Raw genomic sequence first — 25,870 nt, 5'->3', positions numbered from 1 at the left:
TGTTGTTATTCGAGTGGGATCATCAGGTTGCTGTCTACCTGATGCAAGCGTGCCTGAAAGGTCTCACGGATACGATTGAGAGCAGCTTCTGTTTCAGCTTCAAAGCGCAGCACCAATACCGGTGTAGTGTTGGAAGCACGAACCAGACCCCAGCCATCGGTATAATCCACACGCACGCCATCAATGTGGCTGGTCTGACCGCCTTCAAAAGTGAGCGCCTGCAATGCTGCAACCAGCGCAAATTTGTTGTCGTCACGCACTTCAATGTTGATTTCCGGGGTGCTGATATCCTCTGGATAGGCCTTGAAGATGGCTTCAGCGCTGTCTTCGCGGGCTGACAGGATTTCCAGCAGGCGTGCGGCACTATACAGGCCATCATCAAAACCGAACCAGCGTTCTTTAAAGAAGATATGCCCGCTCATTTCACCCGCCAGTTGGGCGCCACAGGCTTTCATCTGCTGTTTGATCAGTGAATGCCCGGTTTTCCACATAGTGGCCTTGCCGCCAGCGGCTTCGATGATTTTGGGTAGCAAGCGTGAGCATTTGACATCAAACAGTATCTCAGCGCCGGGGTTGCGAGCCAGTACATCTTCAGCAAACAGCATCATCACCCGATCCGGATACACCACATGCCCCTGGTCGGTGACGACACCGACACGGTCTCCATCGCCATCAAACGCCAGGCCCAGATCAGCCTTGTGTTCGGCTACCGCCCGGATGACATCCTGCAGGTTTTTCAGTTTACCGGGATCTGGGTGGTGGTTGGGGAAGGTGCCATCGACATCACAAAATAGCGGGATAACCTCACAGCCCAGGCGTTTGATCAGCTCCGGAGCCAGATTGCCGGGAATGCCATTGCCGCAGTCCACCACGACTTTTAGTGGGCGTTTCAGCACAACATCCGAGGTGATTCTTTGCAGATAGTCTTCAGCAATATCCTGCTGGGCTAGCTGTCCCTCTCCCTCTGTGTAGTTCTGTTGCTCAATACGCTGGCGTAATGCCTGGATGTCGTCTCCTGACAGGGTATGCCCAGCCAACATCATCTTGAAGCCATTGTAGTCAGCGGGATTGTGGCTGCCGGTAATCATGATGCCGGTTTTATCAGCTTGCTGATGTGCCGCATAGTAGAGGGTTGGGGTCGGTACATAGCCTATATCCAGTACATCACAGCCACCCGCCAGCAAGCCGTCACTGAGCAGTTGTTTAAAGGCTGGGCTGGATAAGCGCCCGTCAGCGGCAACAACAACCTGTTTCACGCCCTGGTGTTGCGCCTGGGCAGCAAAGGCGCGGCCCAGATGCCAGACCAGCGCATCGGACAGGGCCGTACCAGCAATACCGCGAATATCGTAAGCGCGGAAAACTTCGCTATCAAAATCAGTCAGTAAATAGTTCACGTCAACTCCATCTGTTAGTTTGAAAGTCATTTTTCAGTGGCGCCTGATGAGCCAAAGCCACCATCGCCACGATCACTGTCAGTAAACTCACTGACAAGCTCAAAGTCTGCCTGCACCACTGGAACGAGTACCAGTTGTGCCATGCGCTCGCCGGGTTCCATAACAAAGGCTGTATCGCTACGGTTCCAGCAGGAAACAAATAACTGGCCCTGATAATCCGAGTCGATCAGACCGACCAGGTTGCCCAGCACGATGCCGTGCTTATGGCCCAGACCGGAGCGCGGCAGAATCATGGCACAGAGTTGTGGATCTTCAATGTGTATGGCCAATCCGGTTGGGATCAATTCAGTTTGGCCAGGTTGCAGTGTCAAGGCTTGATCCAGACAGGCACGTAAATCCAGTCCGGCTGATCCCGGAGTGGCGTAGCTGGGCAGCGGGAAACTTGTTCCAATGCGGGGGTCGAGAATTTTAACCTGTAATTTTTTCATTGAGTGTCATCTGTTCGTTAAAGTGTTGAGCGATCTGTTCGATAAGCTGTCGTGCCAGCAGCCGTTTTGATGTTTGTGGTAACTCTACTTCATGAGTGTTACTGACCAGCGTCACCCGGTTTTCGTCACTGTTAAAGCCTATCCCAGCTACAGACACATCATTAGCAATAATCAAATCAAGCTTTTTGCGCGCCAGTTTGCTGCGTGCATAATTCAGTAGATCATGGGTTTCAGCGGCAAATCCTACGGTAAAGGGGCGCTGAGTTAAGGCAGCAACACTGGCAATAATATCGGGATTTTTGACCAGCCGCAGCTCCATGATCTCTTCGTTACCCTTTTTGATCTTGTGCTCAGCAACGGCAACAGGTCGGTAATCGGCTACGGCAGCCGCACCGATAAACAGGTCGCAGCTGTTTATACCTTCCATTGACGCTGTTAGCATCTCTTCAGCTGTCTCAACCTGTATGCACTCAACCCGTTCAGGTGCCGTCAGATTGACCGGACCGCTGATCAGCTTGACCCGCGCTCCGGCATCCACAGCGGCCTGCGCCAGGGCATAGCCCATTTTGCCGGAGCTGTGATTGGATATAAACCTTACGGGATCAAGTGGCTCGCGGGTTGGGCCAGCGGTAATAAACACCGTTTTACCACTGAGTGCCAGGTGCTCAAATTCAGCAGCGGCGAGTTCCGCCAGTGACTGGGGTTCCAGCATCCGACCTGGTCCTGTATCGCCACAGGCCTGTTCGCCTGAATCGGGACCAAACACTTTCATGCCGGTGGCTTTTAGCGAGTCGATATTGCTTTGCGTATGTGGGTCTCGCCACATCGCCTGATTCATCGCGGGAGCCAGGCAGACCGGTGCGGTTGTTGCCAGACACAGGGTTGTGAGCAGGTCATTACCCATACCTGCCGCACAGCGGGCAATAAAGTCGGCGCTGGCCGGTGCTATCAGGATCAGGTCAGCCCATTTTGCCAGCTCTATATGTCCCATGCCGGCTTCTGCTTCGGGATCAAGCAGGTGGAGGTGTACAGGGTGGCCGGAAAGTGCCTGGCAGTGTCAGGGGGGTAATAAACTCTGTTGCGGCCGGCGTCATAACAATGCGTACATCCGCCCCGGCCTTTTTCAGCAAGCGAGTCAGCTCGGCACTTTTATAAGCCGCAATACCACCGGTTATTCCGATCAGAATTTGTCTGTTAGTAAGTCTATGCATACCCGGGAGGTCCGAAGGTTCCAAGCAATGAAATAAGACGCTAAGATACCATCTCATTGTGCATTTGCGTAGAGCGGGGCAGGACGGAACTTGCCCTTGTACACCACAAGGAGGTGAATATGACTATTCGAGACTGGCCTGAAGCTGAACGCCCAAGAGAAAAGCTGTTGGCACAGGGGGCGGCGGCCTTGTCTGATGCAGAGCTTCTGGCGATTTTTCTGCGCACGGGTGTCAGTGGTAAAACCGCCGTAGATCTGGCGCGTGAGCTGCTGGCGCATTTCGGTGGGCTCAGGCCGCTGATGGAGTGCAACGAAACGGCCTTTTGTCATGCCCCGGGGCTGGGACGCGCCAAGTATGCGCAATTACAAGCGGTGATGGAGATGTCGCGGCGTCACCTTGAGGCATGCTTGGTGAGAGATTCGGCATTGGAAAGCCCTCAGGCGGTTCGACAATACCTGTCGGCTCGTTTGCGCCATGAACCAAGGGAAGTGTTTGCCTGTCTGCTGCTGGATAACCGTCACCGGGTGATACGCTATGAAGCGTTGTTCTACGGTACCATTAATGCGGCCTCTGTATATCCTCGTGAGGTGGTCAAGTTAGCGCTTGAGTGTAATGCAGCGGCGCTGATACTGTCGCATAACCATCCTTCCGGTATTGCTGAACCGTCTCAGGCGGATCGACAGATTACCGAGAGACTTTGTGAAGCCTTATCTTTGGTAGATATTCGCGTGTTAGATCATATGGTCATTGGTGATACCGAGGTGGTGTCTTTTGCCGAGCGCGGTTGGCTGTAATTGACCGTTTTGGGGTTAACCAACCGCACCTGACGATGCGGTTCGGTTGGTTGAGCTATTCGCTGGGGTATTCAACCAGAATATCTTCATCGCGCATAATCATCTGACAGGCCAACCGCCAGGGTGATGGAGGAATGTCATCGACGAGCATTTTATCTATCTGAGCCTGGCTTATCTTGCCCATCTCTTTCAAAACAGTGGTTTCACGCGGGTTTAAGGGGCCACCCATCGGACGGGTTTGATCCAGACTGGTAACTTCAACCAGACAAGTGCCGCACTCGCCATTCTGGCAACCGAAGTCAATTGGGATATGATTTTCTTTTGCCATTTGTAAAACGGTTTGTGTGTGGCTACCCGCGACGGCATAGCTGCGTTTGTCTTGATGCAGGCTGCTTTTAAAGGTTACATGTGCCATAAGTTACGTTCCTCATTGTTGTGACAGGTTTTATGGTGTGAATGACGGCCTTGAGTGGGTCGTACCAGAGATGAGCAATTTTTGTACCAGGCAGGATTTTCTTAATCGGGTTGGCTGAAAGCTCTTATTAACTCAGGAGTTACAACTGTCTTCGTAAGTTATAGTGTTTTGTTTGTCAGGTTTAGCTCAATACATGCAGCAAACCTGACAAAAGCTGATTTGGTTGGTGTTATATGATTGTGCATTACAGATGTGTAATGCTGCTATACTGGATACTGCTGGATAATCTTGCTGCATCAGCAGCTGGTGTACTGCAAACTAAATAAGGTTTAAGCATATGAAAAAGCAATCGATTGTATTTCTGCTGTTAATGGCCGCGTTTGTATTGTCGGGTTGTAATACCGTTGAGGGTGTAGGCAAGGATGTTCAGCGCGGTGGTGAAGCTCTGGAAGATGCCGCCCAAGACTGATAGCTTGGTTACATCTGTGCATAGGGCGCAGCCCACAGCCTGAGTTTTCTGCTGGTATTTAGTCTCAGTCGATCGGTGCTGGTGAAAAAATCATCAGAAAGCTGGCTTGTGTGCAGGAATTGAGTATAATGTGCGCCCTTCTATCCCTTAATGGTATGGTATTCTGTCTTGTATATAGGACGCTCCGCCTGAGAGAGTAGTGTATTTGCTCTCAATAAACATCGGATAGGGTTACAGTAACTTACAGAATCAGGATTGATGTAATGTCTCGAGTTTGCATGGTAACGGGTAAGCGCCCGATCACCGGAAACAATGTTTCCCACTCAAATCGCAAAACGCGCCGTCGTTTTTTGCCAAACCTGCATTGGCACCGTTTTTGGGTTGAAAGTGAAAACCGCTTTGTACGCTTACGTGTGTCTTCTAAAGGTATGCGTATCATTGATAAAAAGGGTATCGATCCAGTTCTGACTGAACTGCGTGCCCGTGGCGAAAAGGTTTAAGGAGCTAGACGATGGCAGCAAAAGGTGCTCGTGAGAAGATTCGCCTGGTTTCCTCAGCCGGAACAGGTCACTTCTACACAACTGACAAAAACAAGCGCAACACCCCGGATAAATTCGAATTCAAGAAATACGATCCGGTTGTTCGCAAGCATGTGATCTACAAAGAAGCTAAAATCAAGTAATTGATTCTGGATTTTCTTAACAAAGCCCGGACCTGGTTCCGGGCTTTGTGCGTTTTGGGGTTTGAAAAATGCTGATTCGGTTTGTTCCCCTGATTTTTGTTCTGCTTTGGAGTACCGGATTTATCGGTGCGCGCTTTGCATTGCCCTGGATAGAGCCCTTTAACCTGCTATTTATCCGCATGGTGATTACACTGGCTGTATTCCTGCTGCTGATTCTGGTATTGCGTGCGCATTGGCCGGGACCCCGTCAGGCCGGGCATCAGATGGTGGTGGGTTTATTAATCCATGCTGTGTATCTCGGCGGTGTGTTTGCGGCGATTAAGCTGGCGCTGCCAGCGGGTGTGACGGCATTAGTTGTGGGTTTGCAGCCGCTGCTAACTGCACTGCTTGCCTGGGCTGGTATGGGACAGCAGTTGCGTCGTGTTCAGTGGGTGGGGCTGGTGGCTGGCTTATTGGGCGTGTCACTGGTGCTCAGCAGCGGACTGATGGCTCAGAGTTTTGAAGTTCACCCTGGGCTCTGGTTGCCGTATTGTTGTCATTGTTCAGTATTTCTATTGGCACGCTATACCAGAAAAAGTTTGGTGGGCAGACTGATCTGCTGACCGGCTCTTTTTACCAATACCTGGCCACAGCACTGTGTATGGCGATTCTGACTTACAGCTTTGAAACAGGAGAAATCATTTGGCATGTGGATTTGATTTTGGCTCTGGTATGGCTGGTGTTTGGATTATCTGTCAGTGCCATACTCTTGTTGATGTTAATGATCAGGTTGGGTGAGGTATCTCGTGTTGCCAGTTATTTTTACCTGGTTCCACCGTTAACGGCGGTTGAGGCCTGGTGGCTGTTTGATGAGCAATTAAGTAGCATCGCGCTGCTGGGCATTGTGATTACAGTGACTGGTGTTTACCTGGCGTTGAAAAAGCCCGCCGTGAAGTCTAATCGGGGAACGGAGTAATGAATGCCTGAACTACCAGAGGTTGAAACGACCTGTCGAGGCATCGCCCCGCATGTTGAAGGCCAGAGAGTAGTTGCATTGCATGTGCGTCAGCCACAGCTACGCTGGCTTGTGCCTGAACAGCTGGTGCAATTATTGCCAGGGCAGGTAGTGCATCGAGTGTATCGGCGTGCCAAGTATATTCTGTTGGCGATGGAGCAAGGTGATTTACTGGTTCATCTGGGGATGTCGGGTAGTCTTCGCGTGCTGCCAGCCGGAACTCCCGCATTGAAGCATGATCATGTAGATTTGGAATTTAGCAGTGGTCAGTTGATTCGTTTGACCGATCCGCGCCGTTTTGGTGCTGTATTGTGGCAAGCAACTGACACCCTGCACCCGTTACTGCAGCAGTTAGGGCCAGAACCGCTTAGCGAAATATTCGATGCTGATTATCTGGCTAGTTGCTGCAAGGATAGAAAGCAGCCAATCAAACAACGTATTATGGATAGCCATGTGGTTGTTGGAGTCGGGAATATTTATGCCAGTGAAGCGTTGTTTGCGGCGGGTATAGACCCCCGTCGAGCCGCTGGCCGTATCTCTGAAGAGCGACTTGGAAAACTGGTATTGGAAATCAAGAAAGTGCTAAGTTATGCCATCGAGCGAGGTGGTACAACCTTGCGGGATTTTGTGGGTGGTGATGGCAAGCCAGGTTACTTTCAGCAAGAGTTGTATGTTTATGGTCGTAAAGGGTCGCCTTGTCGACGTTGCGGCAGTATTCTGAAAGAGGTCCGATTGGGTCAGAGAAGCAGCGTATTCTGTGCTGAGTGTCAGCGCTGATCCATTAATGAACTAGGTGTACAAAGCAATGAATAGTTTTTTCGATCCAATAGGCTTGATGTCTGATACCGTCAATGAGTCTAAAGAGGACCGGCAGTCGCTCCGGGATAAGCTCGGACTTCACACCTTTCTGGCTCAACGTGAAGTCTTGGTGCTGGGTGATCAACAGATACATTGTGAGCTCTATAGTCACAGTGAAACGGCACCGATAATTCTCTTTCTGCCAGGCATTGGTACCTATTGTGAGCTATACGCAGAGTTACTGGCTGGAATCAGTGCTCAGGGCTTCAATGTTGTGGGTATTGATTTTAGAGGCCATGGTTATTCAGGTGGAAGTCGTGGTGATTATCGCGTTGAGCAGGTTATGGAGGATATGAAACTGGTTGTCGATAACCTGACACAGCGTTTCACCGGCCCTGTGGGTGTGTATGGCTACTCTATTGGCGGCTTACTTGCGGTAGCTTTTGCTGAGCGAGATGTGCGGGTTAAATCTGTATTGTGCGGCACCTTGCTGGTAACCGAGATCGCACCCGATCTGATTCATCAGTTTGGTTGGAGCATGACCTGGGGCAGTGCCTTGTTCTTCCCGCAGCTGAAAGTGCCAATGAAAAGCTTTATTGACTATGAGCAGTTGCTGGAAGGCCATCCTGCCGCCACTGAAATCAGTCAGGATCCACGTATCGTATATGACTATCCGCTGGGTACGCTGGCCAGTTTGTTCACCCATAGTAGTGGCACCATGACTAAACGCTATGACTTTAACGCCGCGATTATTCATGGCGAAAGGGATGAGGTCTTGCCGCTGCAATACTCCAAGCAGGTGGTGGCGGCTATGACGCATCCGTTTGAACTGATTGAGCTCAAGGGGGAAGGACACATGATTCCCTGGGATAACCCTACCAGGCTGGTGAGTGAAGTGAGTAACTGGTTTGCACGCTCGCTGACATAAAACCGTCATCTGCTGTTCATTCGTCTGTCACTTTTACAGCGGCATAATGCCATCATGCAACTCAAAGCAGGATGGCAGCATGCACAATGCACTGGAAAAACTCAGTGCCGCTGATACCCGGATTTTTTTCTGGTTCAGTGGCTATAGGATGTTCCGGCCGGTTGAACACGCCAGTCGTTGGGTATCACGCTGTGGTGATGGTTACCTTTATGGCCTGGCTGGCATACTGCTATTGTTGTTGGAGCCTCTGCAGGGGCGGCAGTTTTTTGCAGCAGGGGCGTGGGCCTTTGCGCTTGAACTGCCGCTGTATCTGCTATTGAAAAACACCATTCAGCGTGACCGTCCCTGTCATGCTCTTTCACAAATCGAAGCCTTGATCAATCCCTCGGACAGGTTCAGTTTTCCGTCTGGTCATGCGGCGGCGGCCTTTCTCTTTGCGACAATAGTCTCGGCTTTTTATCCTCAAGCTGCCGTGATCGTTTATCTGTTGGCGGGTATTGTTGGATTGTCCCGTGTTCTTCTCGGTGTGCATTATCCAGCTGATATTCTCGCTGGTGCGTTGCTTGGCTATGTGTCTGCAGAGTTGGTGCTGGTGTTTCTGGGTCATTAATTAATGCGCATACTTTACGCGGTACAAGCAACTGGTAACGGACATATTACCCGTGCCAGAGCTATGCTGCCCGCTATGCAGCAAGCGGGTATCTCTGTTGATTTTTTGTTCAGTGGCCGCCCCCGCGAGCAACTGTTTGATATGCAATGCTTTGGTGATTTTCAGCACTATCAGGGTTTTACCTTCAAGACAGAATCGGGCAGCGTGAAACGCTGGCAGACGCTTAAGGCGGCCCGTGCTTCACAATTTATCGCTGACGTTCGCTCTATTGATCTGAGCGGCTATGACCTTCTGCTGAATGACTTTGAGCCAGTGACGGCCTGGGCGGCCAAACGACAGAAACTGCCCAGTCTCGGGCTGGCACATCAATATGCCTTGCGCTATCACTTGCCAGGCACGCGCAAGGCTTTCTGGCTTAAGTCGGCAATAGATACTTTCACTCCACTGGATCGCTACCTTGGCGTGCACTGGCAGGCGTTTGATCAACCTATTCTGCCGCCCTTATTGGCGCTTGACGCAACAAGGACAACCCCATCCCTTGATCAGCCAAAGCCATATGTGTTGGTCTACTTGCCTTTTGAGCTGACTGAGCAGGTCGTGATCTGGTTGCAGTCAATGCCTGATTACAGCTTTAAACTCTATGCCGATGTACCTGAAGCGGCTGACCTGGAAAATGTAATGCTCCGGCCTCTCAGTCGGGAAACTTTTCCTGGAGACCTGCATCAAAGCGGAGGTGTTATTTGCAACACCGGCTTTGGTTTGTGTAGTGAAGCACTGATGCTGGGGAAAAAAATCCTTACCAAACCCTTGTCGGGTCAGATTGAGCAATACTCAAATGCCTGTATACTGGAGCAAATGCAACGTGCCACGGTGATGCGGGTCTTTGATAAACAATTGGCACTGCATTGGCTGGAACAACCTAATGTGAGACCTGTGGTTTATCCTGATGTTGCTCAGCACCTGGCCAGATGGTTAAAAGCTGATGCTGACTTGCAAGGAACGAAACTGGTTGCAGAGGTTTGGCAGGAAGTGAAGCTGCACTCAGTATAGGCTGAGTAATCTACTGATTTACAAAGTAAAAATGGAAAGGGGGCGCATTATCCGTAATGCGCCCCCTTTATTGGCGGTCCTATCCGTGCGATCCCGAACATCATGTTCTTGCTATCCCGGCATCCCTGGTCGCTGTGCTTGCCATCCTTTTATTCATTCCGTGAACAGGAGATCCATGGGGTTTATTATGCCAGCCACACAGAAAGTTGATATAGGAGTTTTTCCTAAAAATCGCTTTTTTTGAAAAAATCTCTATTTTGTCACTTGAGGTTTTTGTCATACTCCTGTCATGTTTTATTCGTTCAATATCTAGCTTTAAAGGAGCCAAACGTGGGATTCAATAACAGCCAGCGCTACTATCCGGAAACTCGTATGCGTCGTATGCGTGTGGATGATTTTTCCAGGCGTCTGATGCGAGAAAACAGGCTGACTCCGGATGATTTGATCTATCCAGCTTTTGTTATAGAGGGTCAAGGTGAGCGTGAAGCAGTTGCATCTATGCCGGGTGTAGAGCGGCTGAGTATTGATCTGATGGTAAAGCAGGCACGGGAGTTGGTGGAGCTAGGTATTCCAGCAATCGCACTCTTCCCGGTTACACCGCTGTCGGCCAAATCTGAGCTGGGTGAAGAAGCCTTTAATCCGGATGGCCTGGCGCAGCGTGCCGTACGTGCAATCAAGGATGCCTGTCCGTCCTTGGGGGTGATTACGGATGTGGCTTTAGATCCGTTCACGACGCATGGTCAGGATGGCATCATTGATGAGTCCGGGTATGTGTTGAATGACCCTACCGTAGAAACCCTGGTAGCGCAGGCGCTGTCTCATGCAGAGGCTGGTGCTGATATCGTTGCGCCGAGTGATATGATGGATGGGCGCATAGGCTATATTCGCGCTACACTGGAAGAGCAAGGCCATGTAAATACGCGCATTATGTCCTATGCCGCCAAATATGCCAGTGCCTACTATGGTCCTTTTCGCGATGCCGTGGGTTCTGCCGGTAATCTGGGTAAAGGCAATAAGTTTAACTACCAGATGGACCCTGGCAACAGTGATGAAGCCCTGCATGAAGTGGCATTGGATCTGGCAGAAGGAGCCGATATGGTGATGGTGAAGCCCGGCATGCCTTATCTGGATATAGTGCGGCGGGTGAAAGATGAACTGAAAGTGCCGGTATTCGCCTATCAGGTGAGTGGTGAGTATGCCATGCACATGGCCGCCTTCCAGAATGGCTGGCTGGATGAACAGAGTGTGATGCTGGAATCGTTATTAGCGTTTAAGCGCGCTGGTGCGGACGGCATATTGACTTATTTTGCGGTTAAAGCCGCGCGTGCGCTGAACTGAGGAGAAAAGAATGAATGAAATGAGCATCGATCAGGCTGAAGTGGAAGCCACTGCGGCGGCCGCTTTATTGGAGAGTCGGGAAATTTTACCGACAATTGAGCCGATCGAAGAGGTGCCTGTTGATCTGAAGGCATCGGAGCTGTACATCAACCGCGAGCTAAGCCACCTGCAGTTTAATGTCCGGGTGCTGGAGCAGGCGCTGGATGAAGGCTACCCGTTACTTGAACGTCTGATGTTTCTGCTCATTTTTTCCAGTAATCTGGATGAGTTTTTTGAAATACGTGTCGCGGAGCAGCTGCGGCAGCTTAAATACGGGCGTGAAGATGTCGGCCCTGACGCCATGTATCCGCAGAAAGTACTGGAAAAAATCCGTGAAATCTGTGAAATCAATGTCGATCGTCAGTATAAAATACTCAATGAGATTATGTTTCCGGCTATGGAAACACATGGGATACATTTTTTGCGTCGGAGCAACTGGAGTACCGAGCAGCGTCGCTGGGTTAAAGAATATTTTGAAGAAAAAATCCTGCCGGTTATCAGCCCGATTGGGTTGGATCCCTCGCACCCTTTTCCTCGCCTGGTTAACAAAAGCCTGAACTTTATAGTACAGCTGGAAGGAAAGGATGCTTTTGGACGCGAAACAGGACTGGCCATTATTCCGGCACCACGTTCTCTGCCACGCTTGATACGCATGCCTGATGAGCTGTGTGAGCCTGGCGATAATCTGATTTTTCTCTCCTCCGTAATTCATGAATTTGCTGACGACCTGTTTCCAGGAATGAAGGTGCGTGGTTGTTATCAATTCCGTATTACCCGTAATGCCGACCTGAGCTTTGATGTTGAAGAGATTGAGGATCTGGCTCGTACCTTGCGTGGTGAGCTGCATTCGAGAAAATATGGTGATGCGGTCAGACTAGAAGTGGATCAGCGTTCACCCGAAGAGCTTATCAGCGTGCTGATGGCTGAGTTCAAACTGGAGGAAAACCAGGTTTATCGGGTTAACGGGCCGGTGAACCTGAGTCGTCTGATGGCGGTGCGTGATCTGGTGGATCATCCAAACCTGCGCTGGAAACCCTTTACACCGGGTGTGCCGGGTAAGCTGAAAACTGAAAAGGATGTCTTTGCCATTTTACGCCGCAATGATCAGTTGCTGATGCACCCTTTTCAGTCCTTTACCCCAGTGATCGACCTGTTACGCCAAGCGGCTAAAGATCCGGATGTGATTGCGATCAAACAAACCCTTTACCGTACCGGCGTGAAGTCTGACATAGTTAATTCACTGGTAGAGGCGGCTCGTAACGGCAAGGAAGTCACGGTAGTGATAGAGCTGCGTGCCCGCTTTGATGAAGAGAGTAACCTGCAGTTAGCGAGCCGCTTGCAGGAAGCCGGCTGTCTGGTGGTCTATGGTGTAGTGGGCTATAAAACCCACGCCAAAATGATGCTCATCATCCGCCGGGAAGGCAATAATCTGGTGCGCTACTGCCACCTGGGAACGGGTAATTACCACTCAGGTACAGCACGCCTGTATACCGATTACAGTTATATGACCAGCGATAAGGATGTGGGTGAAGATGTCCACAAGGTGTTCCAGCAGTTAACCGGTATGGGTAAGATTCAGAAGCTGAAAAAGCTCTTTAATGCGCCCTTCACGCTGCATGCGCGGATGCTGGAATTGATGCAGAATGAGATACGTAGCGTGCAGGCTGGTAAAGAAGGTCATATCATTATCAAGGTGAATGGTCTGACGGAACCTAAGCTGATTCGGGGATTGTATGAAGCTTCTCAGGCTGGTGTGAAAATCGATCTGATCATCCGGGGCATGTGTCGACTACGTCCTGGTTTACCGGAAATTTCGGAAAACATACGGGTGCGCTCTATTATCGGACGTTTCCTGGAACATACCCGGGTGTACTACTTTGCCAATGGTGGGGATCCTCTGGTGTACTGCAGCAGTGCGGACTGGATGGAGCGTAATATGCTCAACCGGGTGGAAACCGGCTTCCAGTTGACGGGCAAGAATGCTGAGCGTATTGTGCGTGAACTGGAATATTATATGCGTGATAACTGCCAGAGTTGGGAGTTGCACTCAGATGGCAGCTATACCTTACTGCAACCTCAGGAGGGTGAAGAGCGCTTTAGTGCTCAACAGGTGTTGCTGGAAGAGTTTGCCAAGGTCTGATATTCCGTATTACTCGGTTTCGGCTGCAGCGGGTGAATCAGGCAGAAGCCGTCTACCTCAACATCTAAGGAAACTGCATGACACTCACAGAGTTACGTTACATCGTTACCCTGGCTCAAGAACAACATTTTGGTCATGCAGCGGAACGTTGTTTCGTATCTCAGCCTACCTTGTCGATCGCCGTAAAGAAGCTGGAAGATGAATTGGGTGTGGCGCTGTTCGAGCGCAGTAAAAGTGCAGTACGTGTTACTCCGGTGGGTGAAAAAGTGGTGCGTCAGGCGCAGACTGTATTGGAGCAGGCTGAAGCCATCCGCGAGATGGCCAAGGCTGGTAAGGATCAGTTGGCCAGTCCACTTCGTGTGGGTGCTATCTTCACCATAGGCCCTTATCTGTTTCCATCTTTAATCCCGCAGGTTCAGCAGCTGGCACCGCAGATGCCGCTCTATATTGAAGAAAATATGACCGAAACCCTGCGTGGAAAAATTCGTAATGGTGAGCTGGATGCGATCATTATTGCGCTACCCTTCAATGAGCCGGATGTGCTCACCCGTCCGGTATATGACGAGCCTTTTCAGATGGTGCTCCCGAAAGGGCATGCCCTAAGCAAGCAAAAAACTATCAGTCCATCGGCAATAGGTGAGCTGCGTATGTTGCTGCTGGGTGAAGGGCATTGTTTCCGGGATCAGGTACTGGAAGCCTGCCCCACATTGAACCAGTCTTTTCATAATCAGCACACTGTCACTGAGGGCAGTTCATTGGAAACCATTCGCATGATGGTGGCTTCGGGACTGGGCTGCAGTGTATTGCCACAATCAGCGATCGAGGGACATCCCTCCAGTAAACTGGTTGAAGTACGCCCCTTTACCGACCCTAAACCCATGCGGACAGTGGCGATTGCCTGGCGTGCCAGCTTTCCACGACCTCAGGCCATTGAAGTGCTGGTGCAAGCTGTCAACCGTTGTCAGATCCGGACGCCTCTACCGGAGGTCTGATGTCAGGGATTTCGATAAGGGAGCTCAAAGGGGTTGGGACTGCCCTGGAACTCAAGCTTGCCAAGCTGGGTATTCTCACACTTCAGGATTTACTCTTCCATCTGCCGTTACGTTATCAGGACCGTACGCATATCCGCCCCATGGGTGCTCTGCAGCCAGGGGCTGAAGGTGTTGTTGAAGGTGAGCTGCGTTTAGTTGATGTGGTTACTGGTCGCCGGCGTAGTCTGCTATGCCGCCTGCAGGACGCAACGGGACAGATCACTTTACGCTTTTTTCACTTCAGTGCCGGGCAGAAAAATGCGCTGAAGCCTGGGGTGCGTATTCGTGCTTTTGGGGAGGTGCGACCGGGTAGTGCCGGTCTGGAAATGATTCATCCGGAATACCAGTTACTTGCTTCTGGACAACCGCCACCCCCCCCTGAGCAAGCATTGACACCGGTGTATCCCTTGACCGAAGGGCTGACTCAAAACCGTTTACGTAGTTTGGTGCACCAGGCATTGCAGCAGCTCAGTCAAACCGATTTGCCCGATTTTTTACCGATTGAGCTGCGTCAGTCGCGTGCTTTGCCTGAGTTGAATCAGGCGTTACGTTATTTGCATCACCCACCGCCAGAGGCTGACCAGCAGGCATTGTTGGCAGGGCGGCATCCGGCGCAGCGGCGTCTGGCGCTGGAGGAGCTGCTGGCGCAGCATTTGTCACTGATTCGTGTACGTCAACGTATTCAGCATCAGGGTGGTTGGCCTTTACCTCCTGCAATGGAGTTGGAACAAGCTTTTTTACAGCGCCTGCCCTTTGCATTAACCGCCGCTCAGCAGCGTGTTATTGCTGAAATAGCCCAGGACTTGTCCACTGATATACCCATGCTGCGTCTGGTACAAGGTGATGTTGGATCAGGTAAGACGCTGGTAGCCGCGCTGGCAGTGGTGCAGGCGATAGCTGCGGGTTATCAGGCGGCTTTGATGGCCCCTACTGAGGTCCTTGCTGAGCAGCATTATATTGCTTTCCAGCAGTGGTTTGAGCCTCTGGGTATTCAGGTGGCCTGGTTGGCTGGCAAGGTTAAAGGAAAGCAACGCAACCAGCAGTTAGAGTCAATTGCGCTTGGAACGGCGGCGCTGGTGGTAGGCACCCATGCGCTGTTTCAGGATGAAGTGAAATTTGCACGGCTGGCACTGGTGGTGATCGATGAGCAGCATCGTTTTGGTGTGCATCAGCGTCTGAGTCTGCGTGAAAAGGGTCGGGACGGCGTCCGGGTACCCCATCAGCTCATTATGACCGCTACACCGATCCCGCGGACACTCACCATGAGCGCCTATGCCGATCTGGATTGCTCGGTAATCGATGAGTTACCGCCAGGCCGCACTCCGGTGAATACCCGTGTCATTTCTGATACGCGACGCGATGAGGTGGTGGCACGTGTGCGCGAAGCCTGTGCTCAGGGGCGCCAAGCCTACTGGGTCTGTACCCTGATTGAAGAATCGGAAGTGCTGGAGTGTCAGGCCGCTGAAGTTACTGCTGAGCAGTTGGCACTGCAATTACCAGAACTGCGCATCGGTTTGGTACATGGTCGCATGAAGGCGGGGGAGAAAGCCGCTGTCATGGCCGCGTTCAAGGCAGCTGAACTGGATCTTCTGGTTGCTACGACTGTGATTGAAGTGGGGGTGGATGTCCCCAATGCCAGCTTGATGATTATTGAAAACCCGGAGCGATTAGGGCTTGCGCAACTGCACCAGTTGCGGGGTCGGGTAGGTCGAGGTTCCATTGAGAGCTTTTGCCTGCTTATGTACCATGCGCCCTTATCCCGACAGGGGCGTGAGCGCCTGCAGGTGATGCGGGAAACCACCGATGGATTTCGTATCGCTGAAAAAGATCTGGAGCTACGTGGACCAGGCGAAGTGCTGGGCACGCGACAGACAGGGATGATGCAGTTTCGTATTGCGGATCTGGAACGTGATGCCGACCTGTTGCCACAGATTAAATCGCTTGCTGAGAAACTGAAGGGACAACCCAACGTGGTGGATGCGCTGATCTTGCGCTGGATGGGCAGCAGTGAAACCTACGCTCAGGTATAATGGCTCCCTTTGACAAGCAACAAGGTTCGGATTCAGCATGCAACCCACCCCTGAACAACTGCAGATGATTACCCGTCAACTAGGGCGCAAGCCCAGAGGGATAGCAGCTATTGCACATGCCACCCCGGCAGGTGTGCCCGTGGTGCTGCAAATGCGCTCACTGGTAGCGGATAAGCCCTTTCCGACCCTCTACTGGCTGTGTAGTCAGGATCTGGATAAAGCTATAGCGCGGATTGAAAGTACTGGCTGGATTAAAGCGCTGGAAGACGAGTTGCAGCAGGATGATGCGCTTCGGGAAGTCTATCAACAGCAGCAGCTGGCTTACGTGAAGCAGCGCTGGCAGTTAATGGCAGCCGATGATCGCGTACGGATTGAAGCGCAGGGTTTTCAGGCATTGTTCAATAAGCTGGGAATAGGTGGTATTGCGCAATGGGATAAGGTGCGTTGTTTGCATATGCAGTATGCACACCATCTGGTAGCAGAAAATCTGGTCGGTCAGCGTATGGATGCAGAGTTCGGATTGGATCAGTTGCCGATTAATTTTTAACAGAAAAGCAAAGACCGTGGGCAGTAGAAACTGCCCACGAGGCCATTATTACTGGCCAGTCAATTGCTTATATTTGTCCATCAGCATCTCTTCTGTCTCGACATGGTCGGGATCTTTAGGGATACAATCGACCGGGCAGACTTCGACACACTGCGGTGTATCATAGTGTCCGACACATTCAGTACACTTGTTTGGGTCGATTTCGTAAATTTCTTCGCCCGGATAAATTGCCTCATTTGGGCATTCCGGTTCGCATACATCGCAGTTGATGCATTCATCGGTGATGATCAAGGCCATGCGGCTACCTCATTGACTCGTTATACGGTTTTTGAACTCAAATATGCTATCAACGCATCCGATACTTCGGGGTGTACAAACTGGCTGACATCCCCACCTAACGACGCAATCTCTCTGATTAGTGTTGAAGAGATGTAGGTCAGGTGTTCAGCCGGTGTTAAAAACAGACTTTCAACATCCGGACTCAGCTTGCGGTTCATATTGGCCAGCTGAAATTCAAATTCAAAGTCAGACACAGCCCTCAGTCCTCGCAGAATAATATTGGCCTCTTCGCGCTTGATCAGTTCAGCCAACAGGCAATTAAAACCTACAACCCGTATGTTGGGTAGATGGCTGAGCGAAGTTTTTGCCAGTGAAACCCTCAGTTCTAACGGCAGTAGTGGATGTTTTTTCGGACTTTCTGCTACAGCAACAACGACTATATCAAATAGTTTACTGGCGCGTTCAACCAGATCAGTGTGTCCGTTAGTGATCGGATCAAAGGTGCCGGGGTAGACTGCCGTATTCATAGTAACCTCAGGGATTCTGCTGAGTATTTGCGCGGATGTTAACGGAAACGCCCGCAAGGCACAAATACAAAAATAGCATGTCCTGAGCTGAATCAGTAATAAAAGCAATAGACCTATGAATTCTGGTTATATATTCAGGTGGATTTTGCTTTGAATTACCCTGACATTACTTGTGACACTTAGGTTAAATATAAGTTTCCTACTTGCAAAACAGTAGATTAAACGCCTATGTTTATACATGGTAATGATAATTTAAATAAACGGCACTGAGTCGAGGGAGAGCCATGCCAAGGCGTACAAAAGAAGAAGCAGAACAAACACGTCGCACCTTGTTATCCTCAGCGATGGCGCTTTATGCTGAGCGAGGCGTTAACCGAGTATCCTTAAAAGAGATTTCAGCCGCGTGCGGTGTTACCCATGGTGCTCTTTACTGGCACTTTCGTAACCGTGATGACCTGTTGCAGCAGTTGTATCTTATATCAGGGCATCCTTTTGAACTTCAGTATATAGAGCAGCGTCAGTCAGCCAAGCAGGATCCTGTGCAAGCCTTGCATGACTACCTGCTTGGTGTGGTGCGTGCTTATGTTGAGCAGGAGTCTTATCGCCGCGCCTACCGTATTTTTTTTACTAATCCAGAGCTCCCTGAACTACTCAATCTCAGGGCGCAAATAGAAGCTGATCAGGCGCTGGTGTGCGAGCATATTCACTATTTTCTTAAACAAGCAAAAAAGAAAAAAATGCTGCGCAAGAAACTACCCCTGACGACAGCTTCGCAGGCTCTGTCAGGCGTGTTAAACAGCCTGATAGCCAGTGCCATGGTACAGGTGGGTGAAGATGTCATAAGCCAGGCCCGGCTGCTGGTGCAACTACTCACTGAGGGTGTGCGGTCCTGATCAGGTTTCGTCATCAGTAAAGTTGAGATCAGATATTGTAGTCTGAGGTTCGTTACGTTGATAAAGGCGATAGCTGACCTGTCCCGCTGTCTTTTCACGATACAGTGCCCAGTTTTCCGGTAAACCATCAGGCTGCCAGTCGTTTTCAGTTTCGATATAGATCAGGGCATTACTGTTGAGCAGGTTGCGTGTTTCCAGAAGGGCCGCAGTGGATTTGATCAGATCCTGTCGGAAAGGCGGGTCGAGAAATACCAGATCGTATCTCGGTTCCTGATCAGCTTTTTTCATTTCCAGCCAGTCAAGTACAGCGGTACCGACCACATCGGCATTTTGTGCTTTGAGCAGGTTCAGATTTTGGCGGATTTGGTATGTCACCTCGGGTGCCTTGTCGACAAACGTAACTGAGGCGGCACCGCGTGACAGAGCCTCAAATCCCAGCGCGCCACTGCCACAGAAAAGATCCAGGCAGGCCGCACCGGGTGTGCTGGTTTGTAACCAGTTAAACAGGGTTTCCCGGACGCGATCAGGGGTTGGGCGTAGTCCCTCGATGGATGGGAAAGGCAGTTTGCGGCTGCGCCATTCGCCACCGATAATCCGCAGCGTGGGCAAATCATCTTTAGGTAAATTCTGGCGGCGGGCTGCACTGTTGCGTCGGCTCATTGGATAGTTTTTTCCATTTTCAGAAAGGTTTAAGCGTTACGCTCAGCTGCTGATCAGTATTCAATAACTGCATCAATTGTTGGCGAATGGCATCGGCACTGAGTTGCTGCAGAGCTATCTCATAGGCGACCTCGCTGCCGATCGGTAATCCTGACAGCGCCGTGAGTTCCAGCCATTGCTGTTGAAAATCCGGATGGCTGTAACGCTCTGATAGTTGCTCAAGCAGTTGCTCTTGTGCCTGTAGCAGCAGACTATCAGAAAGTTCATGCGTAAGCAGCTGAGAGAGCGCGGCTGTGGCGGATGTCTCAGATGTCTCGTTCAGTATCAGTACCAAGTGGCTTTGTGGTGGCAGGGGTTGCCAGATCAGACGATAATTACGCAGTGCATTTTGCTGATTTAATGCAATTTGCAGTGCGGAAACGGCGGCGCGATTAAGGGCAAGTGAGCTGGCATCCACCATGGAAGGTACAGGCCAGGCCAGTAGCTGGTGAGGCGTGGAAATAAAGCTGTCCAGCTCATAGGTGTTTGCTGTGGGGGGGTAGAGTCGGTTGCAGGAGAGGCTGTGTTGATCGGATCATCCTGACCTGCTTCAAGATTGGGCCCTGTCAGTAAAAGTTGCCAAAAGGTCTGGTCGGGTATGGCCGGGATCTGCCAGTTTTCCAGTTCCGCCATTAGGCGGGCTTCCGGTTGCTGCATATCCAGTCGCCACTCAGCCAGAATACGCTGTTGATCAGCTTCGCTTAATGGATCGTGGGGGGCATGCAGTTGCTCAAACAGCCAGTGTAACTGGGTCTTGGTGGGTGTCTCAGACATGTGTAGTGTTAGCCGGACCAGCGCCGTTTCGCGTGTCAAGGTGGGTTGCCAGCCAAATTGCCTAAGTTGTGCTACAGACTCAGGCGTGGATAGACGTTGCTCTATAGCGCGGTAATATGTGGCTTGTAGTTGTCGTCCTGTAAGTCCGGAAGCTGAAGGCGTTTTCAGCAGTGCATCCAGTTGGTAGTGAGTCTGGGTATCGATACTCATGCGCCAGAGAGGTGGTTCCGCCTGCCAGCTGATGGCAAAGGGCTGTCTGGGCTTTTCTCTTCCTGTCGCACTCAGTAATACAATGGCGATGGCAATAGCCCAGATCAACCAAAACAGGTAGCGTCGATTAAATAAAGGTTTGTACGTCGATGGTGGCATATTCGTTCCGATCAGGTTTGTCAGCAGCCGCTCTGTGGTAAGATAACGCAATTTTTCAACCTTTATCCACTATTTAGCAAGCGGACTGAACAGCTTTATGGAATCTATCAACACCTGGATGCTTAATAATGGCCTGGATCCGGTACTGCTGCCCTATATGGCAGCGGCGCTGGTACTGCTGGTCATCATCATTGTTATCGTGGCTCGCAAAAAGCCACAAGAGGCGAATAAGCCAGAAAAAATCGAAGAAACCGCTAAGGTTGATGTGCCAGACAGCATACCAGAGCCTCCTGTCGCTGAAGATGTGCCACCATCGGAGGCCGCTGTAGAGGAAGCAGAGCCAGTTGCTGACGTTGAGCCTGCAGAGCAAGCTCCGGTAGAAGAGCCGCTTGACACTGAACGGCCTCTAGTCGAGTCTTTTGAGCCTGAGCCTGAGCCTGAGCCTGAGCCTGAGCCTGAGCCTGAGCCTGAGCCTGAAGTTGCTCCTGTTCCTGCTGTGCAGACAGAAGCCCCGGAGCAGCGCAAGCAACGCCTGTTTGAGCGGATTAAATCCGGCCTGAGCCGCACCAAGGCGACCCTGACTGCCCAATTGGGTGATCTGTTCAGTGGCAGCAGTGAAATTGATGATGACATGCTGGAAGAGCTGGAAACGCTGTTGCTTATGTCAGATGTCGGCGTTGAGGCAACCACGGCTATTATTCAGAGCCTGACTGATAAGGTGGCGCGCAAGCAGCTTAAAGATCCAATCGCCCTGAAAGCCGAGCTAAAGGCCGAATTGATCGCCTTATTGTCTGGTGCTGAGCAGCCGCTGACTCTGCCAGCCGAGGGTAAGCCTCGGGTGATTCTGGTGGTTGGTGTCAACGGTGTGGGTAAGACCACAACCATTGGCAAAATGGCCAAACGCTTTCAGTCTGAAGGGCAGTCGGTGATGCTGGCAGCGGGTGATACCTTCCGTGCTGCCGCTGTGGAGCAGTTGCAGGTATGGGGTGAGCGTAATCAGGTACCGGTTATTGCTCAGCATACTGGTGCTGATTCCGCCTCAGTTATTTTTGATGCCCTGCAGTCAGCTACGGCACGTAAGACCGATATTTTGATTGCCGATACGGCTGGACGCTTGCAGAACAAAGACAACTTGATGAATGAGTTAAGCAAGGTGGTGCGGGTAATGAAAAAAATTGACCCGGACGCACCGCATGAGGTGTTGCTGGTGCTGGATGCCGGAACCGGGCAGAACGCCATCAGTCAGGCCAAACAGTTCCAGGAAGTGGTTGGTGTGACCGGTATTGCTTTGACTAAGCTGGATGGTACGGCCAAAGGCGGTATCATTTTTGCTGTCGCCAAGCATTTTAATCTGCCAATTCGCTTTATCGGCGTAGGTGAGCAGATTGATGACTTACGGCCATTCCGGGCCGAAGAGTTTGTTGATGCGCTGTTTGACTGAGGTCTGATTATGGCAGCTATACGCTTTACCAATGTAGGCAAACGCTATAGCGGTGGTTTTGATGCGCTCACAGGCGTAGATTTTGCGCTGGAATCAGGTGAAATGGCGTTTTTGACCGGCCATTCGGGTGCAGGTAAAAGCACCTTGCTAAAGCTGATCATGCTGATGGAGCGCCCCAGCCGTGGACAGATTCAGGTGGGTGATCACGATCTGGCCAGTCTGACTCGTCGCAATATACCGCAGCACCGTCGACGTATCGGTGTGGTGTTTCAGAATCATCACCTGCTGTTTGACCGCAGTGTGTTTGATAATGTGGCGCTACCCTTACAGATAGCCGGATATGATCCAACTGATGCCGCTCGACGGGTGCGGGCGGCACTGGATAAGGTCGGTTTACTGATGCGCGAAAAGCAAAACCCGATCGCGCTATCCAGTGGCGAGCAGCAGCGGGTGGGTATTGCCCGAGCAATCGTGCACAAGCCGGCCTTGTTATTAGCCGATGAGCCAACCGGTAACCTCGACCCGGAACTGTCTGAAGGGGTGATGCGCTTGTTTGAGCAGTTTAACCGTATCGGCACCACGGTACTTATCGCCAGCCATGATCTGTCGCTGATTCAGCGCATGCGTCGGCGCACGCTGGTGTTACGCGGTGGGAGGCTTGTTGCTGATGGCTGCTAAACCACAGGAAAAAGTTGCCCGCCGGGGTGCTGAAGCGCACAGGGTAAGCTGGACTGATCATCTGCGTGGCTGGTTGCGTCACCATCTGGCGGTGGCGCTGCAGGCGTTGTTACGTCTCACGGTTACGCCTATTGCCTCGTTGATGACTCTGGCTGTGTTGGCTATCGCACTGGCATTGCCTGGTTTTATGTTTACTGTAGTCAATAATATTCAGCAGTTCAGCAGTGGTTGGGATACCAGCCCACGCATCATGCTGTATCTGAATCAGGATGTGAGTGATGCCCGTGCTGAGCAACTCAGTCTGGAGTTAATGCTGCATGATGGCTTATCAGGTATTGAGCTGATCGATCGTGAGCAAGGGCTACGCGAGTTTTCCGGTTACTCTGAGTTTGCCACGATGCTCAGCTTACTGGACACGAATCCTTTGCCTGCCGTCATCCTGGTACTGCCCGCTGATCATACAGCGGCAGGCCTGCAGCAGTTGCAACATGAGCTGGCAGGCTTGCCTGAGGTACACGAAGCTACGTTGGATATAGAATGGATTCAGCGCTTGAATGCGTATTTACTCATGGCCGAGAGATTCAGTTGGGTGCTAAGCGGCTTGCTGGCTTTAGCCGTGTTGCTGGTGGTGGGGAATACCCTGCGTATGACACTGGAAAGCCGCCGGGATGAAATTCTGGTTGCCAAGCTGGTGGGAGCGACCGATGCCTGGGTGCGACGGCCATTCCTTTACTCCGGTTTCTGGTACGGTTTGATCGGCTCGCTATTGGCTTACGTATTGGTTCAGGTGTCCTTGTATATGATCACCGGACCGGCGAATCAGCTGGCAGAACTGTATATGAGCAGTTTTGTGCTGACGGGGCTGACAGCAAAAGCTACCCTGATATTGATAGCAACTGGGACTATACTGGGTCTGGCAGGTGGGTTTCTGTCGACCGGGCGGCATTTGCGTGCCATCGAACCGAGTTGACGGACTTGCTTTTTTCCCGCCAGACCGTTATTTTTCACCGTCCGAACTCGTTTGAGTCGGCACATAACTGAACTTTTCAGGTAAAATCAGGTCACAGTGGTAGCGAAAATTTCAGCAAAAAACAGAGGTTATAATTAACATGGGCACAAGCTTACGGGTTATTGAACATCTGTCACCAGGCGGTAATGTCAACGCCTATGTCCAGACCGTGGGTGCTATTCCTATTCTCAATGCCGAAGAAGAGCGGGAGTTGGCTGAACGTCTGTTTTATCAACAGGACCTTGAAGCTGCACGTCAATTGGTAATATCGCATCTGCGCTTTGTGGTACATATCGCCAAGTCTTATTCCGGTTATGGTCTGCCATTGAGTGACCTGATTCAGGAAGGTAACGTCGGCTTGATGAAAGCGGTAAAACGCTTTGATCCCTCTGTCGGTGTGCGTCTGGTGTCTTTCGCCGTACACTGGATCAAGGCTGAAATGCATGAATTTATTTTACGTAACTGGCGCATCGTTAAAATTGCCACCACCAAGGCCCAACGTAAGCTGTTCTTTAATTTGCGTTCACAGAAGAAGTCCATTAACTGGATGAATAACAGTGAAGTCGAAGCCGTGGCCAATGACTTGGGTGTAGATGCACAGGTCGTTCGGCAGATGGAAGGCCGTATGGCGTCAGCCGATACCTCTTTCGATGCACCGGTCAGTGATGATGACGAGGCCGCCTGGTCGCCTGCACAGTATCTGGAAGACGAAGAGGCCGATCCGGCCATGCGTCTGGAAGCTGAAAACTGGGAAGTGACATCACAGCAACAACTTATTTCAGCGATGGACAATTTAGATGACCGTAGTCGCGAGATACTCAATCGTCGCTGGCTGGCAGACGAAAAAGCCACCTTGCATGAGTTGGCTGCCGAATATCAGGTGTCTGCTGAGCGTATTCGCCAGTTGGAAAAGAATGCGATGAAAAAGATCCGCGAAGCGATTACGCTGGTTGCCTGATCGAGTAACACCGCTTCGCAACTGAAAGCCGCATTAGCGGCTTTTATTATGTACAGGATGTACGGGCAGAAAACTGCTCCTGCATTTTCTGCATACGCGCCGTCCATGGCGCTATATGCCGCGTGCACATATAAAGGTCTACATTATGAATCACTCAGCCAGGCTCACCCTTCTGATTGCAGCCTTTAGCGGCATGCTGGCTGTGATGCTGGGTGCCTTTGGCGCGCATGCGCTACGTGATCTGCTGGAGCCACGCATGTTGGCGGCTTGGCAGACGGCTGTGGAATACCAGTTCTGGCATGTGGCTGCACTGCTGGCAGTCGGCTGTTTACAGCAGCGTTCTTTCTGTCGTTGGTTAGGTGTCAGTGCCCTGGCTTTCATGCTGGGTATGTTGCTGTTTTGCGGTAGCCTCTATGCTATGGCCTTAGTGGGGTAAGGCAGCTGGGTATAATCACCCCGTTTGGTGGTGTGGCATTGATTATTGCCTGGTTATTTCTATTTGTTTCTTTATATACCGGGCGCTCAAATGATGCACATAAGCCCGGATAAGCCCCACAGGTAGCAGATATGACAGATACGGATTCAATTGAAGAACGGCCTAACCGGCGTGTGCGCAGCTATGTTGTACGCGCCGGTCGTATGACCGAAGGGCAGGAGCGCAACTACCGAGAGCTTTGGCCACACTATGGTCTGGAACTGGCCGATGGATTATTGAACTACACACAGTGCTTTGGACGTGAAGCACCCGTAGTGCTGGAGATCGGCTTTGGCATGGGTGATTCCCTGATTGAAATGGCGCGCCATATGCCGGAAAAAAACTTTATTGGTATTGAAGTACATCCGCCGGGTGTAGGGCGCTTGCTGGGTCGCATTGAGGAAGAAAAACTCACCAATATCCGGGTGTTCTGCGATGATGCAATAGAAGTTTTGTCTCGCTGTATACCCGATGCCAGTCTGGACACATTGCAGTTGTTTTTCCCTGATCCCTGGCCGAAAAAACGTCATCATAAACGCCGTATTGTGCAGGCCGCGTTTGCCCAGAGCCTGCGTGAAAAACTCAAAGTGGGTGGGCAGTTTCATATGGCAACGGACTGGGAACCCTACGCCGAACATATGCTGGAAGTGATGTCAGCGGCGGATGGCTATGAGAATGCGGCTGGTGCTGGGGTGTATGCGCCACAGCCAGAATGGCGTCCAGTCACCAAGTTTCAGAAACGCGGTGAAAATCTCGGTCATGGTGTGTGGGACTTGATCTTTACCCGCACAGTCTGATTAGAGCAGCAGC

General features: G+C 51.2%; 30 protein-coding genes and 1 pseudogene. 22 read left to right on the top strand and 9 right to left on the bottom strand.

The annotated features are described in order from the left end of the window. Window positions 1-5: 5 nt before the first annotated feature. From LH51_RS04530 to coaBC, 3 genes and pseudogenes are all read right to left on the bottom strand, one after another. On the bottom strand, window positions 6-1,394 hold the full coding sequence (locus LH51_RS04530; RefSeq protein WP_036520196.1) for a phosphomannomutase/phosphoglucomutase: 1,389 nt from the start codon (window positions 1,392-1,394) through the stop codon (window positions 6-8). Window positions 1,395-1,420: 26 nt separating this feature from the next. Continuing rightward, entirely contained in the window at window positions 1,421-1,882 is a 462-nt protein-coding gene (dut, locus tag LH51_RS04525) for a dUTP diphosphatase (RefSeq protein ID WP_036520170.1), read from the bottom strand. Next, window positions 1,863-3,093: pseudogene (gene coaBC, locus LH51_RS04520) on the bottom strand (bifunctional phosphopantothenoylcysteine decarboxylase/phosphopantothenate--cysteine ligase CoaBC). The gene dut and the pseudogene coaBC overlap by 20 nt, the downstream one beginning before the upstream one ends. A 119-nt stretch (window positions 3,094-3,212) precedes the next feature. Between coaBC and radC the strand changes: the two are divergent. Next, window positions 3,213-3,887 carry a RadC family protein gene (gene radC / locus LH51_RS04515; RefSeq protein ID WP_036520169.1) on the top strand — a complete coding sequence of 225 codons (675 nt, stop codon included), beginning with the start codon at window positions 3,213-3,215 and terminating at the stop codon, window positions 3,885-3,887. A 55-nt stretch (window positions 3,888-3,942) separates the two neighbouring features. Here radC and LH51_RS04510 read toward each other — a convergent pair whose 3' ends face one another. Beyond that, window positions 3,943-4,302, bottom strand: coding sequence for a 2Fe-2S iron-sulfur cluster-binding protein (locus tag LH51_RS04510; protein ID WP_036520167.1), 360 nt, complete (start codon window positions 4,300-4,302; stop codon window positions 3,943-3,945). A 337-nt stretch (window positions 4,303-4,639) separates the two neighbouring features. Here LH51_RS04510 and LH51_RS04505 point away from each other — a divergent pair, with 337 nt between their 5' ends. The 14 genes from LH51_RS04505 to LH51_RS04445 all read left to right on the top strand — a co-directional run bounded on the left by LH51_RS04505 (window position 4,640) and on the right by LH51_RS04445 (window position 16,958). After that, entirely contained in the window at window positions 4,640-4,771 is a 132-nt protein-coding gene (locus tag LH51_RS04505; protein ID WP_036520166.1) for an entericidin A/B family lipoprotein, read from the top strand. 263 nt (window positions 4,772-5,034) lie between these two features. Next, complete coding sequence (gene rpmB / locus LH51_RS04500; protein WP_036520164.1) at window positions 5,035-5,271, top strand: 50S ribosomal protein L28; 237 nt, start codon at window positions 5,035-5,037, stop codon at window positions 5,269-5,271. 11 nt (window positions 5,272-5,282) lie between these two features. Next, on the top strand, window positions 5,283-5,453 hold the full coding sequence (gene rpmG / locus LH51_RS04495) for a 50S ribosomal protein L33 (RefSeq protein ID WP_036511775.1): 171 nt from the start codon (window positions 5,283-5,285) through the stop codon (window positions 5,451-5,453). Between the two features lie 68 nt (window positions 5,454-5,521). Continuing rightward, window positions 5,522-6,055, top strand: a complete 534-nt coding sequence (locus tag LH51_RS24035; RefSeq protein WP_327124252.1) for a DMT family transporter — start codon at window positions 5,522-5,524, stop codon at window positions 6,053-6,055. After that, the gene (locus LH51_RS24030; protein WP_327124251.1) at window positions 5,983-6,408 is read left to right on the top strand and encodes a DMT family transporter; all 426 of its coding nucleotides are present in this window, start codon (window positions 5,983-5,985) and stop codon (window positions 6,406-6,408) included. The genes LH51_RS24035 and LH51_RS24030 overlap by 73 nt, the downstream gene beginning before the upstream one ends. A gap of 3 nt (window positions 6,409-6,411) precedes the next feature. Beyond that, window positions 6,412-7,224: a bifunctional DNA-formamidopyrimidine glycosylase/DNA-(apurinic or apyrimidinic site) lyase gene (gene mutM / locus LH51_RS04485; RefSeq protein ID WP_036520162.1), complete on the top strand. Its 813-nt coding sequence runs from the start codon at window positions 6,412-6,414 to the stop codon at window positions 7,222-7,224. A gap of 28 nt (window positions 7,225-7,252) precedes the next feature. Continuing rightward, window positions 7,253-8,173, top strand: a complete 921-nt coding sequence (locus LH51_RS04480; protein WP_081960655.1) for an alpha/beta hydrolase — start codon at window positions 7,253-7,255, stop codon at window positions 8,171-8,173. Window positions 8,174-8,252: 79 nt separating this feature from the next. Next, entirely contained in the window at window positions 8,253-8,783 is a 531-nt protein-coding gene (locus LH51_RS04475; protein ID WP_036520160.1) for a phosphatase PAP2 family protein, read from the top strand. A gap of 3 nt (window positions 8,784-8,786) precedes the next feature. Continuing rightward, the gene (locus tag LH51_RS04470) at window positions 8,787-9,833 is read left to right on the top strand and encodes an MJ1255/VC2487 family glycosyltransferase (RefSeq protein WP_036520159.1); all 1,047 of its coding nucleotides are present in this window, start codon (window positions 8,787-8,789) and stop codon (window positions 9,831-9,833) included. A 330-nt stretch (window positions 9,834-10,163) separates the two neighbouring features. After that, complete coding sequence (hemB, locus tag LH51_RS04465) at window positions 10,164-11,171, top strand: porphobilinogen synthase (protein ID WP_036520157.1); 1,008 nt, start codon at window positions 10,164-10,166, stop codon at window positions 11,169-11,171. A gap of 10 nt (window positions 11,172-11,181) precedes the next feature. After that, entirely contained in the window at window positions 11,182-13,350 is a 2,169-nt protein-coding gene (ppk1, locus tag LH51_RS04460; protein WP_036520154.1) for a polyphosphate kinase 1, read from the top strand. Between the two features lie 77 nt (window positions 13,351-13,427). Then, window positions 13,428-14,342: a hydrogen peroxide-inducible genes activator gene (locus LH51_RS04455; RefSeq protein WP_036520151.1), complete on the top strand. Its 915-nt coding sequence runs from the start codon at window positions 13,428-13,430 to the stop codon at window positions 14,340-14,342. Further along, a complete protein-coding gene (gene recG, locus LH51_RS04450; RefSeq protein WP_036520148.1) occupies window positions 14,342-16,411 on the top strand; it encodes an ATP-dependent DNA helicase RecG in 2,070 nt (689 codons plus the stop codon). Before LH51_RS04455 ends, recG begins: the two co-directional genes overlap by 1 nt. A gap of 37 nt (window positions 16,412-16,448) precedes the next feature. Beyond that, window positions 16,449-16,958, top strand: coding sequence for a DUF501 domain-containing protein (locus tag LH51_RS04445; protein ID WP_036520146.1), 510 nt, complete (start codon window positions 16,449-16,451; stop codon window positions 16,956-16,958). Window positions 16,959-17,006: 48 nt separating this feature from the next. Here LH51_RS04445 and LH51_RS04440 read toward each other — a convergent pair whose 3' ends face one another. Next, entirely contained in the window at window positions 17,007-17,255 is a 249-nt protein-coding gene (locus LH51_RS04440; protein ID WP_036520144.1) for a YfhL family 4Fe-4S dicluster ferredoxin, read from the bottom strand. Between the two features lie 20 nt (window positions 17,256-17,275). Next, window positions 17,276-17,764: a pantetheine-phosphate adenylyltransferase gene (gene coaD / locus LH51_RS04435; RefSeq protein WP_036520141.1), complete on the bottom strand. Its 489-nt coding sequence runs from the start codon at window positions 17,762-17,764 to the stop codon at window positions 17,276-17,278. A 284-nt stretch (window positions 17,765-18,048) separates the two neighbouring features. Between coaD and LH51_RS18820 the strand changes: the two genes are divergently transcribed. Next, window positions 18,049-18,657 carry a TetR family transcriptional regulator gene (locus LH51_RS18820; protein ID WP_052063440.1) on the top strand — a complete coding sequence of 203 codons (609 nt, stop codon included), beginning with the start codon at window positions 18,049-18,051 and terminating at the stop codon, window positions 18,655-18,657. On the opposite strand, the gene rsmD is transcribed toward LH51_RS18820, so the two are convergent. The 3 genes from rsmD to LH51_RS04415 are packed head-to-tail and all read right to left on the bottom strand — an operon-like array spanning window position 18,658 to window position 20,550. Beyond that, entirely contained in the window at window positions 18,658-19,317 is a 660-nt protein-coding gene (gene rsmD, locus LH51_RS04425) for a 16S rRNA (guanine(966)-N(2))-methyltransferase RsmD (RefSeq protein ID WP_052063439.1), read from the bottom strand. Window positions 19,318-19,336: 19 nt separating this feature from the next. Further along, window positions 19,337-19,777, bottom strand: coding sequence for a hypothetical protein (locus LH51_RS04420; RefSeq protein ID WP_036520139.1), 441 nt, complete (start codon window positions 19,775-19,777; stop codon window positions 19,337-19,339). Beyond that, a complete protein-coding gene (locus LH51_RS04415) occupies window positions 19,714-20,550 on the bottom strand; it encodes a hypothetical protein (protein ID WP_036520138.1) in 837 nt (278 codons plus the stop codon). The genes LH51_RS04420 and LH51_RS04415 overlap by 64 nt, the downstream gene beginning before the upstream one ends. 106 nt (window positions 20,551-20,656) lie before the next feature. On the opposite strand from LH51_RS04415, the gene ftsY reads away from it, so the two are divergent. The 6 genes from ftsY to trmB all read left to right on the top strand — a co-directional run bounded on the left by ftsY (window position 20,657) and on the right by trmB (window position 25,857). Further along, window positions 20,657-21,940, top strand: a complete 1,284-nt coding sequence (ftsY, locus tag LH51_RS04410) for a signal recognition particle-docking protein FtsY (protein ID WP_052063445.1) — start codon at window positions 20,657-20,659, stop codon at window positions 21,938-21,940. A 9-nt stretch (window positions 21,941-21,949) separates the two neighbouring features. After that, entirely contained in the window at window positions 21,950-22,618 is a 669-nt protein-coding gene (gene ftsE / locus LH51_RS04405) for a cell division ATP-binding protein FtsE (RefSeq protein WP_036520135.1), read from the top strand. After that, complete coding sequence (ftsX, locus tag LH51_RS04400; RefSeq protein ID WP_036520182.1) at window positions 22,608-23,588, top strand: permease-like cell division protein FtsX; 981 nt, start codon at window positions 22,608-22,610, stop codon at window positions 23,586-23,588. Before ftsE ends, ftsX begins: the two co-directional genes overlap by 11 nt. A gap of 139 nt (window positions 23,589-23,727) precedes the next feature. Continuing rightward, entirely contained in the window at window positions 23,728-24,585 is an 858-nt protein-coding gene (gene rpoH, locus LH51_RS04395) for an RNA polymerase sigma factor RpoH (protein WP_036520133.1), read from the top strand. A 145-nt stretch (window positions 24,586-24,730) separates the two neighbouring features. Then, window positions 24,731-25,021, top strand: coding sequence for a DUF423 domain-containing protein (locus tag LH51_RS04390; RefSeq protein ID WP_235263509.1), 291 nt, complete (start codon window positions 24,731-24,733; stop codon window positions 25,019-25,021). A gap of 131 nt (window positions 25,022-25,152) precedes the next feature. After that, window positions 25,153-25,857: a tRNA (guanosine(46)-N7)-methyltransferase TrmB gene (gene trmB / locus LH51_RS04385; RefSeq protein WP_052063438.1), complete on the top strand. Its 705-nt coding sequence runs from the start codon at window positions 25,153-25,155 to the stop codon at window positions 25,855-25,857. The last annotated feature ends 13 nt before the right edge of the window (window positions 25,858-25,870 follow it).

The sequence above is a fragment of the Nitrincola sp. A-D6 genome (genome assembly GCF_000764495.1).
Classification (GTDB): Bacteria; Pseudomonadota; Gammaproteobacteria; order Pseudomonadales; family Balneatricaceae; genus Nitrincola.
This window is presented reverse-complemented; position numbering and strand designations above follow the sequence as displayed.

Excerpts from the sequence above, each read along its gene's own strand:
- LH51_RS18820 (WP_052063440.1), top strand. The coding sequence starts at position 18,049 with ATGCCAAGGCGTACAAAAGAAGAAGCAGAACAAACACGTCGCACCTTG.
- LH51_RS04440 (WP_036520144.1), bottom strand. The coding sequence starts at position 17,255 with ATGGCCTTGATCATCACCGATGAATGCATCAACTGCGATGTATGCGAA.
- ppk1 (WP_036520154.1), top strand. The coding sequence starts at position 11,182 with ATGAATGAAATGAGCATCGATCAGGCTGAAGTGGAAGCCACTGCGGCG.
- radC (WP_036520169.1), top strand. The coding sequence starts at position 3,213 with ATGACTATTCGAGACTGGCCTGAAGCTGAACGCCCAAGAGAAAAGCTG.
- LH51_RS04505 (WP_036520166.1), top strand. The coding sequence starts at position 4,640 with ATGAAAAAGCAATCGATTGTATTTCTGCTGTTAATGGCCGCGTTTGTA.
- mutM (WP_036520162.1), top strand. The coding sequence starts at position 6,412 with ATGCCTGAACTACCAGAGGTTGAAACGACCTGTCGAGGCATCGCCCCG.
- LH51_RS24035 (WP_327124252.1), top strand. The coding sequence starts at position 5,522 with ATGCTGATTCGGTTTGTTCCCCTGATTTTTGTTCTGCTTTGGAGTACC.
- recG (WP_036520148.1), top strand. The coding sequence starts at position 14,342 with ATGTCAGGGATTTCGATAAGGGAGCTCAAAGGGGTTGGGACTGCCCTG.
- LH51_RS04475 (WP_036520160.1), top strand. The coding sequence starts at position 8,253 with ATGCACAATGCACTGGAAAAACTCAGTGCCGCTGATACCCGGATTTTT.
- dut (WP_036520170.1), bottom strand. The coding sequence starts at position 1,882 with ATGAAAAAATTACAGGTTAAAATTCTCGACCCCCGCATTGGAACAAGT.
- trmB (WP_052063438.1), top strand. The coding sequence starts at position 25,153 with ATGACAGATACGGATTCAATTGAAGAACGGCCTAACCGGCGTGTGCGC.
- LH51_RS04445 (WP_036520146.1), top strand. The coding sequence starts at position 16,449 with ATGCAACCCACCCCTGAACAACTGCAGATGATTACCCGTCAACTAGGG.
- rpmB (WP_036520164.1), top strand. The coding sequence starts at position 5,035 with ATGTCTCGAGTTTGCATGGTAACGGGTAAGCGCCCGATCACCGGAAAC.
- LH51_RS04510 (WP_036520167.1), bottom strand. The coding sequence starts at position 4,302 with ATGGCACATGTAACCTTTAAAAGCAGCCTGCATCAAGACAAACGCAGC.
- rpmG (WP_036511775.1), top strand. The coding sequence starts at position 5,283 with ATGGCAGCAAAAGGTGCTCGTGAGAAGATTCGCCTGGTTTCCTCAGCC.
- ftsY (WP_052063445.1), top strand. The coding sequence starts at position 20,657 with ATGGCAGCGGCGCTGGTACTGCTGGTCATCATCATTGTTATCGTGGCT.
- ftsX (WP_036520182.1), top strand. The coding sequence starts at position 22,608 with ATGGCTGCTAAACCACAGGAAAAAGTTGCCCGCCGGGGTGCTGAAGCG.
- LH51_RS04420 (WP_036520139.1), bottom strand. The coding sequence starts at position 19,777 with ATGGTGGATGCCAGCTCACTTGCCCTTAATCGCGCCGCCGTTTCCGCA.
- ftsE (WP_036520135.1), top strand. The coding sequence starts at position 21,950 with ATGGCAGCTATACGCTTTACCAATGTAGGCAAACGCTATAGCGGTGGT.
- LH51_RS04480 (WP_081960655.1), top strand. The coding sequence starts at position 7,253 with ATGAATAGTTTTTTCGATCCAATAGGCTTGATGTCTGATACCGTCAAT.
- rsmD (WP_052063439.1), bottom strand. The coding sequence starts at position 19,317 with ATGAGCCGACGCAACAGTGCAGCCCGCCGCCAGAATTTACCTAAAGAT.
- LH51_RS04455 (WP_036520151.1), top strand. The coding sequence starts at position 13,428 with ATGACACTCACAGAGTTACGTTACATCGTTACCCTGGCTCAAGAACAA.
- rpoH (WP_036520133.1), top strand. The coding sequence starts at position 23,728 with ATGGGCACAAGCTTACGGGTTATTGAACATCTGTCACCAGGCGGTAAT.
- LH51_RS04390 (WP_235263509.1), top strand. The coding sequence starts at position 24,731 with ATGAATCACTCAGCCAGGCTCACCCTTCTGATTGCAGCCTTTAGCGGC.
- coaD (WP_036520141.1), bottom strand. The coding sequence starts at position 17,764 with ATGAATACGGCAGTCTACCCCGGCACCTTTGATCCGATCACTAACGGA.
- LH51_RS04470 (WP_036520159.1), top strand. The coding sequence starts at position 8,787 with ATGCGCATACTTTACGCGGTACAAGCAACTGGTAACGGACATATTACC.